General features: G+C 66.8%; 9 protein-coding genes, 1 tRNA gene and 1 pseudogene. 5 read left to right on the forward strand and 6 right to left on the reverse strand.

What is annotated here, in order from left to right; genetic code table 11:
- Window positions 1-44: 44 nt before the first annotated feature.
- The 5 genes and pseudogenes from IFS44_RS13400 to IFS44_RS13420 all read right to left on the reverse strand — a co-directional run.
- Window positions 45-287, reverse strand: coding sequence for a ribbon-helix-helix domain-containing protein (locus IFS44_RS13400; protein ID WP_192098803.1), 243 nt, complete (start codon window positions 285-287; stop codon window positions 45-47).
- 22 nt (window positions 288-309) lie between these two features.
- Entirely contained in the window at window positions 310-2,133 is a 1,824-nt protein-coding gene (gene cobT, locus IFS44_RS13405) for a cobaltochelatase subunit CobT (RefSeq protein ID WP_192098804.1), read from the reverse strand.
- Between the two features lie 4 nt (window positions 2,134-2,137).
- Window positions 2,138-3,142, reverse strand: a complete 1,005-nt coding sequence (gene cobS, locus IFS44_RS13410) for a cobaltochelatase subunit CobS (protein ID WP_031393922.1) — start codon at window positions 3,140-3,142, stop codon at window positions 2,138-2,140.
- A 153-nt stretch (window positions 3,143-3,295) separates the two neighbouring features.
- The gene (locus IFS44_RS13415) at window positions 3,296-7,960 is read right to left on the reverse strand and encodes an NAD-glutamate dehydrogenase domain-containing protein (protein ID WP_192098805.1); all 4,665 of its coding nucleotides are present in this window, start codon (window positions 7,958-7,960) and stop codon (window positions 3,296-3,298) included.
- Window positions 7,961-8,252: 292 nt separating this feature from the next.
- Window positions 8,253-9,059 (reverse strand): annotated as a pseudogene (locus tag IFS44_RS13420) (PAS domain-containing protein); the annotation flags it as partial.
- 142 nt (window positions 9,060-9,201) lie between these two features.
- Here IFS44_RS13420 and IFS44_RS13425 point away from each other — a divergent pair.
- The 5 genes from IFS44_RS13425 (at window position 9,202) to IFS44_RS13445 (ending at window position 14,541) form a co-directional block, all read left to right on the forward strand.
- Window positions 9,202-9,277 (forward strand) — tRNA-Thr (locus tag IFS44_RS13425).
- Window positions 9,278-9,918: 641 nt separating this feature from the next.
- Window positions 9,919-10,497 (forward strand): hypothetical protein, encoded by a 579-nt coding sequence (locus IFS44_RS13430; RefSeq protein WP_192098806.1) that lies wholly within the window; start codon window positions 9,919-9,921, stop codon window positions 10,495-10,497.
- Entirely contained in the window at window positions 10,494-10,838 is a 345-nt protein-coding gene (locus IFS44_RS13435; RefSeq protein ID WP_192098807.1) for a hypothetical protein, read from the forward strand. Before IFS44_RS13430 ends, IFS44_RS13435 begins: the two co-directional genes overlap by 4 nt.
- A gap of 421 nt (window positions 10,839-11,259) precedes the next feature.
- Window positions 11,260-13,353 (forward strand): TonB-dependent siderophore receptor, encoded by a 2,094-nt coding sequence (locus tag IFS44_RS13440; RefSeq protein ID WP_342366423.1) that lies wholly within the window; start codon window positions 11,260-11,262, stop codon window positions 13,351-13,353.
- 9 nt (window positions 13,354-13,362) lie between these two features.
- Complete coding sequence (locus IFS44_RS13445) at window positions 13,363-14,541, forward strand: heparan-alpha-glucosaminide N-acetyltransferase domain-containing protein (protein ID WP_192098842.1); 1,179 nt, start codon at window positions 13,363-13,365, stop codon at window positions 14,539-14,541.
- A 63-nt stretch (window positions 14,542-14,604) separates the two neighbouring features.
- Here IFS44_RS13445 and IFS44_RS13450 read toward each other — a convergent pair whose 3' ends face one another.
- Entirely contained in the window at window positions 14,605-14,946 is a 342-nt protein-coding gene (locus tag IFS44_RS13450) for a PilZ domain-containing protein (protein ID WP_031395616.1), read from the reverse strand.
- Window positions 14,947-14,961 lie beyond the last annotated feature (15 nt).

Genomic DNA, 14,961 nt, shown 5'->3' on the forward strand with positions numbered 1-14,961 from the left:
CTATTGAGAGTCGTTCGCACTGTCAATGCTAATGCGACTGGTTCTCAAGTCGACTTGTCGAACAACCAGCTGCGCAAGGCACTGGCAAGGTTCGGGGGCACGTCCGCGACGATGCGCAGCGCGTCGATCTCGGCGACCAGCGCCGACAAGGGCAGGCCGAGCCGGACCGCCTCGCGCTCGAGCGCCTGCCAGAAGATCGGTTCGAGGCTGATCGACGTCTGGTGACCGGCGATCGTGATCGACCGCTTCACGGGGCCTGCAAACCCGCCGCGCGGGGGGGCGATCACGTGCGCGGTGGCCGAATGGCCGTCACTCGGTGTCGAAAAGCGATGCGAGCTGCTCGATGATCGTCCCGCCGAGCTGTTCGACGTCCATGATCGTCACCGCGCGCGCATAATAGCGCGTCACGTCGTGGCCGATGCCGATCGCGACGAGCTCGACCGGTGACCTGGTCTCGATCCAGCCAATCACCTGACGCAGATGGCGTTCGAGATAGGATCCCGAATTCACGCTGAGCGTCGAATCGTCGACCGGTGCGCCATCGCTGATCACCATCAGGATGCGGCGTTCCTCGGGCCGCGCGACGAGCCGGGCATGCGCCCACATCAGCGCCTCGCCGTCGATATTTTCTTTCAGCAACCCCTCGCGCATCATCAGCCCGAGCGAGTTACGTGCGCGCCGCCATGGCTCGTCGGCGCGCTTGTAGACGATGTGGCGGATGTCGTTGAGACGGCCGGGCTGGGGCGGACGACCAGCCGCGAGCCAGGTCTCACGCGACTGGCCACCCTTCCACGCGCGCGTGGTGAAGCCGAGGATCTCGGTCTTCACGCCGCAGCGTTCGAGCGTGCGCGCAAGGATGTCCGCGCTGATCGCCGCGATCGAGATCGGGCGTCCGCGCATCGACCCCGAATTGTCGATCAGCAACGTGACGACGGTGTCGCGGAAATCGGTCTCGCGCTCGGCCTTGTAGCTGAGCGACAGCGTCGGGTTGACGATGACGCGCGCAAGCCGCGCCGCGTCGAGGATACCCTCCTCCTGGTCGAAATCCCACGAGCGCGACTGCTGCGCCATCAGCCGGCGCTGCAGGCGGTTGGCGAGCTTCGAGACCGCGGACTGGAGATGGACGAGCTGCTGGTCGAGATAGCCGCGCAGTCGCGCCAGTTCCTCGGCATCGCACAGCTCGGTCGCGGCGATCACCTCGTCGAACTGCGTCGTCCATGGCTTGTAGTCGAACGCAGTGCCCATGTCCGCCATCGGGCGGTTGGGACGGACGGGCTGCATGCCCTCCTCACCGTCATCGCCGGGCTCGCCGTCGATGTCGTCCATCGACTCGTCGCTCTGCTCCTGGCCGTCGCTTTCCTCGTTCTGCTGCTCGGACTGTTCGCCGCGTGCCTCGACTTCGCCCTGGCCGTCCTCGCCCTGGTCGTCGCCTTCGTCGCCCTCGTCCTGCTGCTGCTCGTCGGTGCCCTCGTCCTCGGAACCGCCCTCTTCGCTCTCCTCGGGGACCTGGTCCGCCTGGACGAGCTCGAGCTCGGCGAGCATCTTGCGGGCGAGGCCCTGGAACGTCTTCTGGTCGTCGATCGCGTACGCCAGCGCGTCGAGATCGGTCTTCTGCTCGATCCACTCCCGCACCAGCGCGAGGCCGGGGGCGGCGATCGCGGGCGATTCCTGCCCGGTCAGCCGCTCGCGCACCATCAGCCCGAGCGCGGTCGACAGCGGCACCTCGTCCCGGTTGCGCGCGCGCGTGATCGGGTCGGCGCGCAGCCGGACGTCGAGCGCCATGGCGAGATTGTCGCTGATCCCGGCATAGCCGCGCGACCCCAGCGCCTCGACACGCGCGGTCTCGACCGCGTCGAACACCGCCCGCGCGACCGCCTCGACCGGCGCGGCGCGGTTGTGCAGCGCGATGTCGTGATGTTTCAGCTGAAGCGCGAATCCATCGGCGAACCCGCGCGCTTCCGCGACCTGTTCGGGCGGCAGCGCGCGCGCGGGCATCGGCACCTTGATGTGCTTGCCCGACTGCGCCGGCGCGTCCGCGGTGAAGGCGAGCTCGACCTCGGGCTCCTCCGCGATCGCACGCGCGGTGCCGGCGAGAACCGCCTTGAACCGGTCGAGGGGCGTTTCGTTCGCCAAGGCCTCAGGCCTTGCCCATCACGCTCTCGGGCAGGTCCTTGCCGAACACGCGCTGATAATATTCCGCGACCAGCGACCGCTCTGCCTCGTCGCACTTGTTGAGGAACGACAGGCGGAACGCGAAGCCGACGTCACCGAAGATCAGCGCGTTCTGCGCCCAGGTGATGACGGTACGCGGGCTCATCACGGTCGAGATGTCGCCGTTGACGAAGCCCTTGCGGGTCATGTCGGCGACGCGAACCATGTTCTCGACGACCTTCTTGCCGTCTGGCTTGTCATATTCGCCCGACTTGGCGAGCACGATCTGCGCCTCGACCTTGGCGGGGAGGTAGTTGAGCGTGACGACGATGTTCCAGCGGTCCATCTGACCCTGGTTGATCTGCTGCGTGCCGTGATACAGCCCGCTGGTGTCGCCAAGGCCGACCGTGTTGGCGGTCGCGAACAGGCGGAACCAGGGGTTCGGGCGGATCACGCGGTTCTGGTCGAGCAGCGTCAACTTGCCCTCGGTCTCGAGCACGCGCTGGATCACGAACATCACGTCGGGGCGCCCTGCGTCATATTCGTCGAACACGAGCGCGGTCGGGGTCTGCAGCGCCCAGGGGAGCAGGCCTTCGCGGAACTCGGTGATCTGCTGGCCGTCCTTCAGAACGATCGCGTCGCGGCCGATCAGGTCGATGCGGCTGATATGCGCGTCGAGGTTGATGCGGATGCACGGCCATTTCAGGCGTGCCGCGACCTGTTCGATATGCGTCGACTTGCCGGTGCCGTGATAGCCCTGGACCATCACGCGGCGGTTGTGCGCAAAGCCCGCGAGGACCGCGAGCGTGGTGTCCGCGTCGAAGACATAGGCGGGGTCGAGATCGGGGACGCGCTCGTCCGCCTCGGAGAAGGCGGGCACCTCCATGTCGGAATCGATCCCGAACATCTCGCGCACCTTCACCATGCGGTCGGGGGCGTCGAGGATCGTCGTCTCGCGGCTGTCGGGCTGGGTATTGGGGATATCGGTCATGCTGGCCTCGTGTTCCCGGTAGCTCTAGGCCAAGCGCGGGTGAATACTCAACCGCGACGTACGCGATTGTCGGGAAGACATCATCGAACCGCCGGACGCGCGATGGGTTCCCGCCCCGCCAGCAATGTGGCGGGGCAGGGCTTCGGTTTGCGCCTATCGGCCGAGCAGCACGCGCGCCTGGCTGGCGATCTGCGCGAGCATCGCGGCGTTCGGGACGGCGGCGTGGCGTGCACGGTCGATCACCGCCTTGAACTGCGCGACGCGGGTGGCATTGCTCGCCAGCCATGTGTCGACCGCGCCTTGCGGATCCTTGGCCCCGCACCGTGCGAGGAACTCCAGCCGCAACTGCTGGAAATCGCGCGCCAGTCCGGCGATCAACAGGCGTTCCCAGGGATCCGACGGCGTGATCCGCGCGGCATTCGCCTGTGCCCAGTCGAGCCCGAGCGCTTGTCCCAGATGCGTGAAGGCGCGGGTCAGCACCGCCTCGTCGAGCGCGAGGCGCTCGCCGAGGTCGGCAAGCCCGACCGCACCGTCGAGCTCGAACAGCCGGACCACCTTGATCGCGAGGTCGTGCGGGGCACCCGCGGTTTCGAGCTGCGCGGCGATGCGGTCGCTCTGCGCGCTCGCCTCCTCGAGCAGCAGCGCCTTGGTCTGGCCATCGAGATGCGTGATCCCCTTGGCGAGCCGGGCGAGCACGGCACCGGGCATCGTGCCGGGCGCGGACACGCGCAGCAGATCCGCGATCTGCGAGCGCGTGGCGACCGCCACTTCGTCGAACAGCGCGATGCGTGCGGCCTCGGGCATCGGTCGTGATTCGATGTCCGCCCAGAGCGAGGGCAGGTCGAACAGCCGTTCGGCGACGACGAACATCGCCGCGATATCGCCCATCGCCGCGCCTTCCTCCTCGGCCAGCTCGAACGGGTGGAGCACGCCGAGCCGGTTGACGATGCGGTTGGCGAGCTTGGTCGCGACGATCTGGCCGCGCAGCCGGTGGTCGTCGATCGCCTGCGCGAAATGCTCGCGCATCGCGGCCGGGAAGGCGGCGTGAAGATCGGGCTTGAGCGCAGGGTCGTCGCCGAGCCCGGCGTGCTCGATCGAATCCTGCAGCGCGAGCTTCGCGGTGGCGAGCAGCACCGCGAGTTCCGGACGCGTCAGGCCATGGCCGTCGAGCCCGCGGCGGAGCAGGTCGTCATTGGCCGCCAGCCCCTCGACCGCGCGATCGAGCCGTCCGCTACCCTCGAAGATCTCGATGACGCGGACATAGCTCGGCATCGATCCCGGGCCGCCAGCGCCGCCGGTCGCGCCGCCAAGGCCGCCGGGGCCCGCCAGCGCGCCTGCGCCCTCGGCGATCGACAGTGCGAGCGTCTGGAGCCGGTTGTCCTCGAGCACGAGATGCGCGACGTCGTCGGTCATGCTGGCGAGCAGCGCGTTGCGGTCCTCATAGCCCAGGCGCCCCTCGATCATCTCGCGGTTGAGCGCGATCTTGATGTTGACCTCGTTATCCGAGCAGTCGACGCCCGCCGAATTGTCGATGAAGTCGGTGTTGATCCGCCCGCCGCGCTCGGAAAACGCGATGCGCGCGGCCTGCGTGACGCCGAGATTGGCACCTTCGCCGATCGCGGTGACGCGCAGATCCTCGGCATTGACACGCAGCCGGTCGTTGGCGGGATCGCCGACCTGGACGTTGTTCTCCGATGCCGCCTTCACATAGGTGCCGATGCCGCCGAACCAGAGCAGGTCGGCGGGCGCCTTGAGGATCGCGGAGATCAGCGCGCCGGGCTCGATCTCGTCGACCGCGATGCCAAGCACGGCCTGCGCCTCGGGCGAAAGGCGGATGACCTTGGCGGTGCGCGGATAGACGCCGCCGCCTTCGGAGATCAGCGCGGTGTCGTAATCCGCCCAGCTCGAGCGGGGGAGGGCGAACATGCGCGCGCGCTCGTCCCAGCTTGCGGCGGGATCGGGGTTCGGATCGATGAAGATGTGGCGATGGTCGAACGCCGCGACGATCTTGAGCGACTTCGACAGCAGCATGCCGTTGCCGAACACGTCGCCCGACATGTCGCCGCAGCCGACGACGGTGATCGGATCGCTCTGCACGTCGATGCCGCGTTCGGCAAAGTGACGCTGGACCGAGACCCAGGCGCCCTTGGCGGTGATGCCCATCGCCTTGTGATCATAGCCGACCGAGCCGCCGCTCGCGAACGCGTCGCCCAGCCAGAAGTCACGCTCGAGCGCGAGCGCGTTGGCGACGTCGCTGAACGTCGCGGTACCCTTGTCCGCGGCGACAACGAAATAGGGATCCTCGCCGTCGAGGATCGCGACGCCCGCCGGATGGACGACCTTGCCCTCGACGATGTTGTCGGTGATCGACAGCAAGGTGCGGATGAAGATGCGATAGCTCTCGGTCCCTTCCGCCAGCCACGCGTCGCGGTTGGACGGGGCGGGGAGCTGTTTGGGATAAAAGCCGCCCTTTGCACCGGTCGGCACGATCACCGCGTTCTTCACGCGCTGCGCCTTCATGAGCCCGAGAATCTCGGTGCGGAAATCGTCGCGACGGTCGGACCAGCGCAGCCCGCCGCGCGCGACCGGGCCGGCGCGCAGATGGATACCCTCGATCCGCGGGCTGTACACCCAGATCTCGCGCCATGGCACGGGCGCGGGGAGGCCGGGGATCAGGTGGCTGTCGAGCTTGAACGCAAGCGCCTCGGCCGCGGCGGGCGTGAAGGCGTTGGTGCGCAGCGTCGCGCCGACCAGGCTATGATAGGCGCGCAGGATGCGGTCGTCGTCGATCGCGGTCACAGCATCGAGTCCCGCTTCGATCGTCGCATCGGCGTCGGCGGGATGCCCGGCATCGGCCGGATCATGCGCGGCGGCGAAGCGCGCGATCAGCGCGGTCGCGACTCTCGGCGCGCGGCGCAGCGCGTCGACCACCGTCGTCAGGCCGTAGGGCAGTCCCGCCTGGCGCAGATAGCGGAACCAGGCGCGGAACAGCACGACCGCCTGCGGGCTCATGCCGACCTCGACGATCAGCCGGTTGAACGCATCGTTCTCGGCCGCGCCTTCGAGCACCGCGGCGATCGCGCGCTCGAGCGTCGCGGCGTCGGCCTGCGCGACCGCATCGTTCGCCTCGAGCACGAAGTCGTGCACGAAGGGATCGCTGTCCTCCTGCAGCCGGGTCGGCAATTCGCCGATCACGCGGAAGCCGAAATTCTCGAGCACCGGCACGGCATCGGACAGCGGCAGCGCGCCGCCCAGCTTGTAGATCTTGAGCTGGCGGTCTTCGCCGGGCGCGCTGGAGATCAGGCGCACGCCGCGCGCGCCCGACCCGTCGAGCGCGGCAAGCCGCTGGATGTCCTCGGCGGCTTCGGCGGGGCTGCTGAGGTTGCGGTAGTTTTGCGGGAAGGCGGCGGCCCAGCGCAGCGCGAGGCGGGCGGCGCGCGGCGACGGCAATGTCTCGACCAGCGCGGCCTCGACGTCGGACACCCAGCCGCGGACCATCCGCTGCAGCCTGAGCGCGAGCGGCGCGACGTCGGGCACGCGGCCTTCGCCGCGCAGGTCGAGCGTGTAGCGCAGCATCGCGGTCTCGCCGTCCTCGAGCGCGATCGACCAGTTCAGCACGGTGGCATTCGCGGCCTCGGCGAGCATCTCGCCGATCGCGGTGCGGCGGCCGGTCGTGACGTCGTCGCGCGGCAGCCAGACGAAGCCGAACAGATGGCGGCCGAGCGGCGATGCGACCAGCACCAGCGCGGGACGCGGCCGGTCGGCCAGGCTCATCGCGGTCAGCGCGAGTTCCTCGAGCGCGTCGGGCGCGAACGCGATCACCAGATCATGGGGCAGGGCGGTGAATGCGTGGGTCAGCGCCTTGCCCGCATGGCCGCGGGGATCGAAGCCAAACTTCGCCTTCATCGCGGCAAGTCGCGTGCGCAGGATCGGCACGTCGCGCGGCATCGTCGCCAGCGCCGCACTGGTCCACAGACCGCTGTAGATCGACAGCCCCGCGATCGTCTCGCCCTCGATCACCGGCACGACGACCAGGTCGAGCGGCACGGCGCGGTGGACGGTCGAGATCAGGTTCGACTTCAGCAGCAGCGGGGCGAGATTGCCCGCCTCGAACCACTGGATCGCGAGCGCGCGCGAGGCCTCCGCGAGGATCGGCACGGCATGCGGATTGCGCGCGATGCCGAGCGCGGCGCCGCCGCTGCCGTCGCGGTGCCAGACCTGATGCCCGAGCAACGTCAGATGGCCGTCGAGGAACCAGCGCAGCAGCGCCGCGCCTTCCGCATCGGGACCGTCGCTGTGGAGCAGCGCGATATCGGTCGCCATCGCGCCCTGCATCGCGCGCCAGTCCTTCACCGCCGCGCGCACATCGGCGAGCACGCCGGTCAGTTCCTCGATCAGCCCGCGCCGATCGCGGGCGTCAGCGCGCTCCATCTCGAGATAGATCATCGATTCGGCGGGGCCGGTGTCGCCGATCGCCTGGAGCACGCCGTCGGGGCTGCGCGTCGTGTGAACGACCGGATGGATGATGCGATCGATCGCGATGTCCTGCGCGGCGATCGCGGCGGAAATCGAATCGACCAGGAACGGCATGTCGTCGTTGACTATCGCCAGCCGCATGCGGCGGCGCGTGTCGTCGGCGCTGATCGGTTCGAGCGCGATGGCGGGCGCGCCATCGTCCCGCCGAAGCGCCGTGGCGACGACGAAAGCCGCGGCGTGCGCCGCCTCCGTCGTGCCAAAGTCCTTGAGTTCGCCCGGAAGCGCGCGTTCGGTCAACCGGGCGGCGAGCGCGTCGGTCAGCGTCGTGGAAAGATCAGCCATGACCGCGCCTATGCGCCGGGTAGGATACGACCTCAAGGCTTGTGGCAGGTGCGAACACCGCTGTTGCGGTGCAGCATTCGGAGGCGCGTCGGCGCGGCGCGAACACGGTTTTCGCCTACCCGATCGCAGCCATCGCCTGCGCGGTGAGGGCCGCGTCGTCGGTGATCGTGCCGATGATGTCGAGCCCGCCATCCACCCCCGCGCGGGCGACGAGCAGGACGATCGCGCCGGGCTCCGCATCGGTCCGGAGCACGACATGCGCCAGCGTGTCGGGTGTCGGGCCATCGGCCGGGCCGGTCGCCGGCATCGGGTCGGCAAATTCGGCACTCGGCCCGTCGGCCCAGATCGGCGCGCCCGGCGAGGTGGCGGGGGCGTGCCCGGTCGAGGCCAGCGACGCACCGAGCCCCGGCATCATCGGCGCGTGGCGGGCATAGGCGGTGAGCCCGGACGCGGGCACCGGTGCCGCACGAACCGCCGCCTCGAGCTCGGCGGCGAGCGTCGCCTGCATCCGGTCGTCGGCGAGCTCCTTCCAGTTGATCACGCCATACAGGAAATCGATGCCCGCGTCGCTCGACGAGAACGGCATGAGGATGCCGCGGTACAGCGTCGTGCGCCCGCGGCTGTTGACGAATTCGGCCTCGAACCCGATCGGCGCGCGATTCGCGATGATCTGCAGGTAATGGTCGGTCAGCCGCGACAGCAGCGACCGGCTCGGCACGTCGGCGATCGACGTGATCGGCCCGACCAGCCCGCATTCCTCGCGCAGCTTGGCGCCGAGATAGGCGATTCGCGGATCGTCGATCGTCACAACCGCCGCGGCATCCCGATCCGCGCCCGTGCCCGGATCGGTGCGGAAGTCGAGCAGCACGCTGTGCGGGCCGAAATCGGCGATCGAGCCGGGATCGAGGTCCGCGATCGTCGGATAGGGGCGACCCCTCAGCAGCGACACCCAGTGGTTATAGGCGCGGACGTGCATCCGGCGTTCGTCCCCGCCCAGATCGAACATCACGTCGTTGACGCCCGCGTCGGTCGCCCCGCCGGGAAGTCCCGTCGCGGCCTCGTCGATCTCGCCGTATTCGCCGTCCGGCTCGCGTCGCATGCCCATACCGAAAACTTCCCCGTTCACTTACGGCTGCTTGTGCACGCTGCTTGGTAAACGGCACGTAAATGCGGGTTAGTGCTTGTCACGGCAAATTTCCCCTGTTAAGCACCGCCCCTCGACCGGAGATATCCGTCATCGGGCCGCTTTAGCTCAGCTGGTAGAGCATCGCATTCGTAATGCGGGGGTCACAGGTTCGAGTCCTGTAAGCGGCACCATACTACAGAAGCGCGGTCGAGCAGGGCGAATTTGAAGATTTGCGCGCGTTGCGCTTGACTTGTAGGATAATGTTGCTCAGATGTTCTCACCGCAGCAATAGGCGGGCGATGGCATGGTCCAGGCATCAGGCACCAGTAAGCGGACCGGTTTTCACGGTGGCTACGGACGGGCATGGTGCCATCGGCGCTAGGTCCTGACGGTCTCGAACTCAAATTCAATCCATGGCAGATCCGGCGGACGGCCGGTTTACATTTGCAGGCGCGGGGCGTCATGATGGATCGACCCAAACCGATACGACGAGCGCCAGAAACGATCGTGCGCGTTCTGGGAGCGGTCGCGCTCCAAGCCCAGGGAATAATCATACATCGCGGACCGCAAAACCGCCAAAGGCTGAAACGCCCCGCGCCCGATCGCTCACGGGCGACGACCCGAAATCGGTAGAACGCAGGTCGGCCAAGGTGCAGTCCACGCGGATCCCGGGAGCGCGGCCCGGTGGTCAGCCGAACCCCGTCGCCGAATTCGTTGATGGCGTCGGTCAGGGACTTATGATGTTGGGGAAGGAACCGTGGCGGGAGTCCATGCTGCGCTAACAACAAATCCGGTAACGACTGTTCGCAACGCCGGCCGTGGCATCGCGGCCATGATCGACACCGCAATCACTGCTGAGGATACCCCGGCCCATATCCAGGCCTCCCGCGCGGCAAGCGCCGTTGCCAACGCCTCGGCGCGGGACATCGGTCGCGCCGCAGGAAAGGTTGCTGGGAACGTCGCGCTGGCGGTAGCGCCGGGGGCGGCGCTCTCCAAGGCTGCCGCATTGCGCCGACTCGCTATCGCGAGGCCGCGTATAACCTTTGACCCGCCGCAAATCGGCTGGGTCAAGGAGACGACCAAGTCAAAAAAGCCTTGGAAACCCTATAACGATTCGGCGCCCGGCGCGCGCGCCGGTCAGGCGCTAACGTTGATGCGGACGATGCCCAACGGTTCTCAGCGGCCGGTGAAGTCTGACGGCATTCAGGGCGATTATATGGTCGACCGAAAATGGGCTGTCGTAAACAGGCCTCGTTCGCGCGCCCAGATTTTGCGGCAGTCGGAGGTATTAGCACAACACCGTCTGATCGGGACGTGGGAGGTCCCTACGCCTGTCGAGAAAACCAAAGCACTGAAACTGCTCAAGCAGATGAGCATCACGAACATCCATGTAAAGGTTGTGAAGCCATGATCGCTATGCAGGTTGCAGAAACTATCGCGGAGTATGCCGTGTTCCTCGAACTGACCGACGACGAGGAACTTAACCCTGACACCGCCGTGAAGATGATGGAAGCCTTAGCTAGCCATCTTCAGGAGATGGACAAGGGATTTCTCCGTGAGCTCGTGAATGCGTTTCCGATCATAGCGGAAGCATATAGTGGCGAGGCGCAAGAGGTGGTGCGCAACATATCTTATAGCTACTATCTTGAAGAAGCTCTTGCAGTTGACGACCCGGTCAAGATGGCTACATTGGAAGCGTTGCGCGACGCGAGGGGCTGCGCGGCCGTCGCTGTGACCCATGAAACCTTCTAAATCCCACTTCGTAGCGCCGCGGTTGCGCGTGAGCGTCGTGAGGCTGTGGGGCAATAGGTACGAGCGCCACTCGCGGCCCTTCGGCAGTCCGAGCTTCGTAAGCATGGTGTCCTAGGCCCGGTCGACATCCTGCACCGCTCGCCCGTGGTAGTTGACCAGCCAGCCGCGACCGGCGCGGTCCCTCAATTTGATTTACGTGAGGTCGCGTATTCGGCCCATAGCCAGCGATCGAGCGTCAGGAGGACGGGCGGCAAAGCTCGATGCTTCTTGTTTTGCGTCCTACCCTGAAGGTTCAGGTCGATCGTTCGTACACCTGGCCACCACTGCGGTCGGCCGCGTTGCCATCGCGGAGTAGTGACGTTAGGAGACAACATATCATCGCATATGAGGAAGTCTCTTGGCACGCTGGACGATGCGGACTGTGACACGATTATCGGGCGGGGATGTGCCGCTTCGGCTGCGGCACACGCTTGGCGCGATCGGGATGATGGCAGGGTCGCCAGCGCTTGCGCAGGCCGTCGAGGAGCCAGCGGAGCGGAACGAGATCGTCGTGCTGGGGACCCGGACATCGCGGGACGCGACGCTTTCTTCCGATCGCGCGACCGAAGTCATGTCGCAATCGAGCCGGTCGCTCGAACAGGACATCCTGCGGGCGGCGGGCACCTACCGGTTGAGCGACGCGCTGGAGTTGGTGAGCGGCAGCAGCCAGCAGAATAATCGCGGGGGCTTTGCCGACAATTTTGCGATCCGCGGCTTCCTGAGCACAGCGGATGGCGGCGGCGAATATTATACCGATGGCTTCATCGCCAATCGCGGCAGCGCCCCCGCGCGGGACCCCGCGACGATCGAGCGCATCGAGATCCTCAAGGGTCCTGCCGGCGCCGTCTTCGGCGATATCGATCCCGCCGGGCGGGTCAATATGGTCAGCAAGACGCCGCGTTTTGCATCACAGGCGTCGGCTTCGCTGCACTATGGATCGTTCGACACGCGTCGCATCGAACTGGACGCGACGGGGCCGCTGACCGGGACGCTCGCCGCACGGATCGTGGTCGCGACCGAAGACAGCGACGGGTACCGCGATTTCGTGACGGTGAAGCGCCGCGTCGTGTCCCCGTCGCTGACCTTCCGGCCGAGCGACGCCGTACAGCTGACCTACCTCGCGCAGCATATCGTCTATGACGCGCCGTTCGACCGCGGCGTGGCGGCGGTCGATGGCGATCCGCTCGCGCTGCCGGCGTCGCGGTTTCTCGGCGAACCCTCGAACGGGCCAACGCGCGCGCGTGACACCCGACACCAGCTGACCGGCGAAGCGCGGCTGGGCGGGACATGGTCGCTCGTCGGCGGCGTCGCCTATCGGACCGGCACGTTGCGGGGCTTTTCGGCGGATCCGTCGCGCCTCGTCGACGGACACACGCTGTGGCGACAGCGTCGCGAACGGGGTTACGAAGTCGAGGATCTGTCCGCGCGTCTCGAAGTGCGCGGCGAAGTGCAGGCGCTCGGGCTTCATCGTCCGAGCCTGGGCATCAAGGGCTACACGCTCGACTATCTCGAACTGCTGAACCGGCGAAATCCGACCGCAGACAATCCCTATGCGATCGACGTCTTCAACCCCGTCTATGGCGAGACGCAGGCCTTGCCGCTCCTGCCCAGTATCGATCAGCGCGAAACGCGGCGCGTGGTGTCGCTCTACGCGCAGGACGCCTGGGCGGTGACCGATCGGCTCGATCTCGTCGGGGGCATCCGCCTCGACGCCTATCGGCAGCAGCTCGCGCGCAATCTCGTCAAGGCGACGACCGTGTCCAGGGGGCGCCCCGTCAATTTCCGGCTCGGCGCGCGCTATGCCGTCAGCGACGCGCTCTCGGTCCACACCAACTGGGGTGAGTCGTTCCAGCTGAATTCCGGCAGTGGCGCGGGGGGTGTCGCGTTCGCCCCCGAACAAGGGCATGGCTACGAGATCGGCGCGGCGGGCCGCTGGCGCGGTGTCGATGTCGGCCTGACCTGGTTCGATATCAAAAAGAGCAACGTCCTCACGACGGATCCGAACGACGCCAATTTCCTGGCGCCGGTGGGATCGCTGACAAGCCGCGGCGTCGAATTCGATGCGTCGCTGCGGCTTGCCGAGCGGTGGCAGGCGGTGGTGAACTATGCCTGGACCCGGGCGCGCACCGACGATCGGTCGTTCGCCACGCCGCTGGCGCTGAACGTCCCCGATCATTCGGCGACGGCCTTTATTGTGCACCGCTTCGATCCCGGCACCGGCCGGGACTGGCAAATCAGCGGCGGTGTCGCCTATGTCGGCAAGCGGTCCGGCGCGACCGACGCCAGCGGGCTCATGTTGCCCGATTATGTGAAGGTGAAGGCGTCCGCCGACATTCCATTATCGGGTGCGCTGACGGTCCGCGCCGAGGTCGATAACCTGTTCGGCGAGCGCTACGCGCAAAGCTCGTACAATTCGGTCTGGATCTATCCAGGCGCGCCACGCACCGTGCGCGCGTCGCTGCGAGCGGAATTCTGAATGGCGATAATGACGGACGAGACGCGCGCTACCGCACCCGATCGCGATATCCCGCACAGGCGACTGGAGAGCATCGATGCGGTGCGCGGGATCGTGATGATCCTGATGCTGCTCGACCATCTGCGCGAGACATGGCTTGTCCTCGTTCCCATGCCCGATCCGGTGGATGCGAACACGGTCATGCCGGCACTCGCGATCGCGCGCTTCGCCGCCAGCTTCTGCGCGCCGATCTTCGTCGCGCTGACCGGCCTTTCCGCCTATCTCTTCGGCGTCAGTCACACGCCGCGCGAGACCGCCGCCTTCCTGGCAAAGCGCGGCGTGCTGCTGATGGCGATCGACGTGCTGTACCTTTCACCACTTTATTGGGGGGTGGTGCCGCAGCCGACCTTCTGGCTGCAGGTGATCTGGTGCCTCGGCCTGTGCATGATCCTGCTCGCCGGGCTGATACGGCTCCCCCGGCTGGCACGGATCGCCCTGGGACTCGTGCTGGTGTGTGTCCACAATCTGCTCGATCCCGTTCGGCTGCACCAGGGGGACACGCTGTTTCCGGTCTGGGCGTTGCTGCACCAGCGTGACGTGATCGCCCTGCCGTTCGGGTTCCTTGCCAGGACGACCTATCCGATCCTTCCATGGCTGGGGGTCATGCTGCTCGGTCACGCGATCGGGCCGTGGTTTGACCGCATGGTCGAATCCGCGCAGCGCAGGCGATATCTGACGCGCCTCGGCATCGGGATGATCGTCGGCTTCATCACGCTGCGCGCGTTCAACCTCTATGGCGACGCGCCCTGGCATGTGGTCGACAACAGCCCGCTGCGGACGGCGATCAGCTTCCTGTCGATGACGAAATATCCGCCGTCGCTCCTGTTCCTGCTGCCGACCCTGGGCGGCGGAGCGCTGCTGCTGGCGCACTGCGAGCGACGGGCGAGCTCACGGCTTGTCTCCGGTCTGGCCGTCTTCGGTGCCGCACCGATGTTCTTCTATCTGTTTCATCTCACCATGCTGCGCATCCTCTATCACGCAGCGCTGGCGTGGTGGGGGCCGACCGATGGTGCGGTCTTCATGGTCGATGGCTATGCCTGGGTGCTCATATGGTACGTCGCCCTGATCATGCCGTTTGCGCTTCCGACGATGTGGTTCGCACGGTTGAAGCAGCGTCGTCGGGATATTGCGTGGCTGCGGTTTTTCTGATGGCAGGTCCGCATCGGTGCGGTGACGACGCGATCACGCGGCCCCCGCCGGGCATGCCGCAGCTCAGGCGGCGTGTCTGACGGCCATCGCGACGATATGTTCGATCACCTGTTCGGGAATCGGGTTGGCGACCTCCAGCCCGAATCCCCCGAGATAGGACCACGCCACCCAACCGGGATATTGGGCGAGCCCGGGTATGTCGAGCGAGAGAAACCGACCGATCGTGACGCCATATTCGGACTGGATATTGAAACCCCGGGACGAGACATTCTGAACGATCGCCGCGTGTGTGTCGCCGAAGCCGGTGACGATCGTCACGGGGAGGCTGATCGCACGCCGCGTGCAATTGCGTCGATCGAGCAGATCGTGGCTGATGTCGCTGGCGAGGCGGCGGTAGGTCTTCATGCGCCACATCTAGGC

Source organism: Sphingomonas sp. CFBP 13706 (genome assembly GCF_014842355.1).
Lineage (GTDB): Bacteria > Pseudomonadota > Alphaproteobacteria > Sphingomonadales > Sphingomonadaceae > Sphingomonas > Sphingomonas aerolata.

Bases quoted from the DNA above. Each gene is read 5' to 3' on its own strand.
- cobS (WP_031393922.1), bottom strand. From the start codon at position 3,142: ATGACCGATATCCCCAATACCCAGCCCGACAGCCGCGAGACGACGATC.
- IFS44_RS13415 (WP_192098805.1), bottom strand. From the start codon at position 7,960: ATGGCTGATCTTTCCACGACGCTGACCGACGCGCTCGCCGCCCGGTTG.
- IFS44_RS13430 (WP_192098806.1), top strand. From the start codon at position 9,919: ATGATCGACACCGCAATCACTGCTGAGGATACCCCGGCCCATATCCAG.
- IFS44_RS13435 (WP_192098807.1), top strand. From the start codon at position 10,494: ATGATCGCTATGCAGGTTGCAGAAACTATCGCGGAGTATGCCGTGTTC.
- IFS44_RS13445 (WP_192098842.1), top strand. From the start codon at position 13,363: ATGACGGACGAGACGCGCGCTACCGCACCCGATCGCGATATCCCGCAC.
- IFS44_RS13450 (WP_031395616.1), bottom strand. From the start codon at position 14,946: ATGAAGACCTACCGCCGCCTCGCCAGCGACATCAGCCACGATCTGCTC.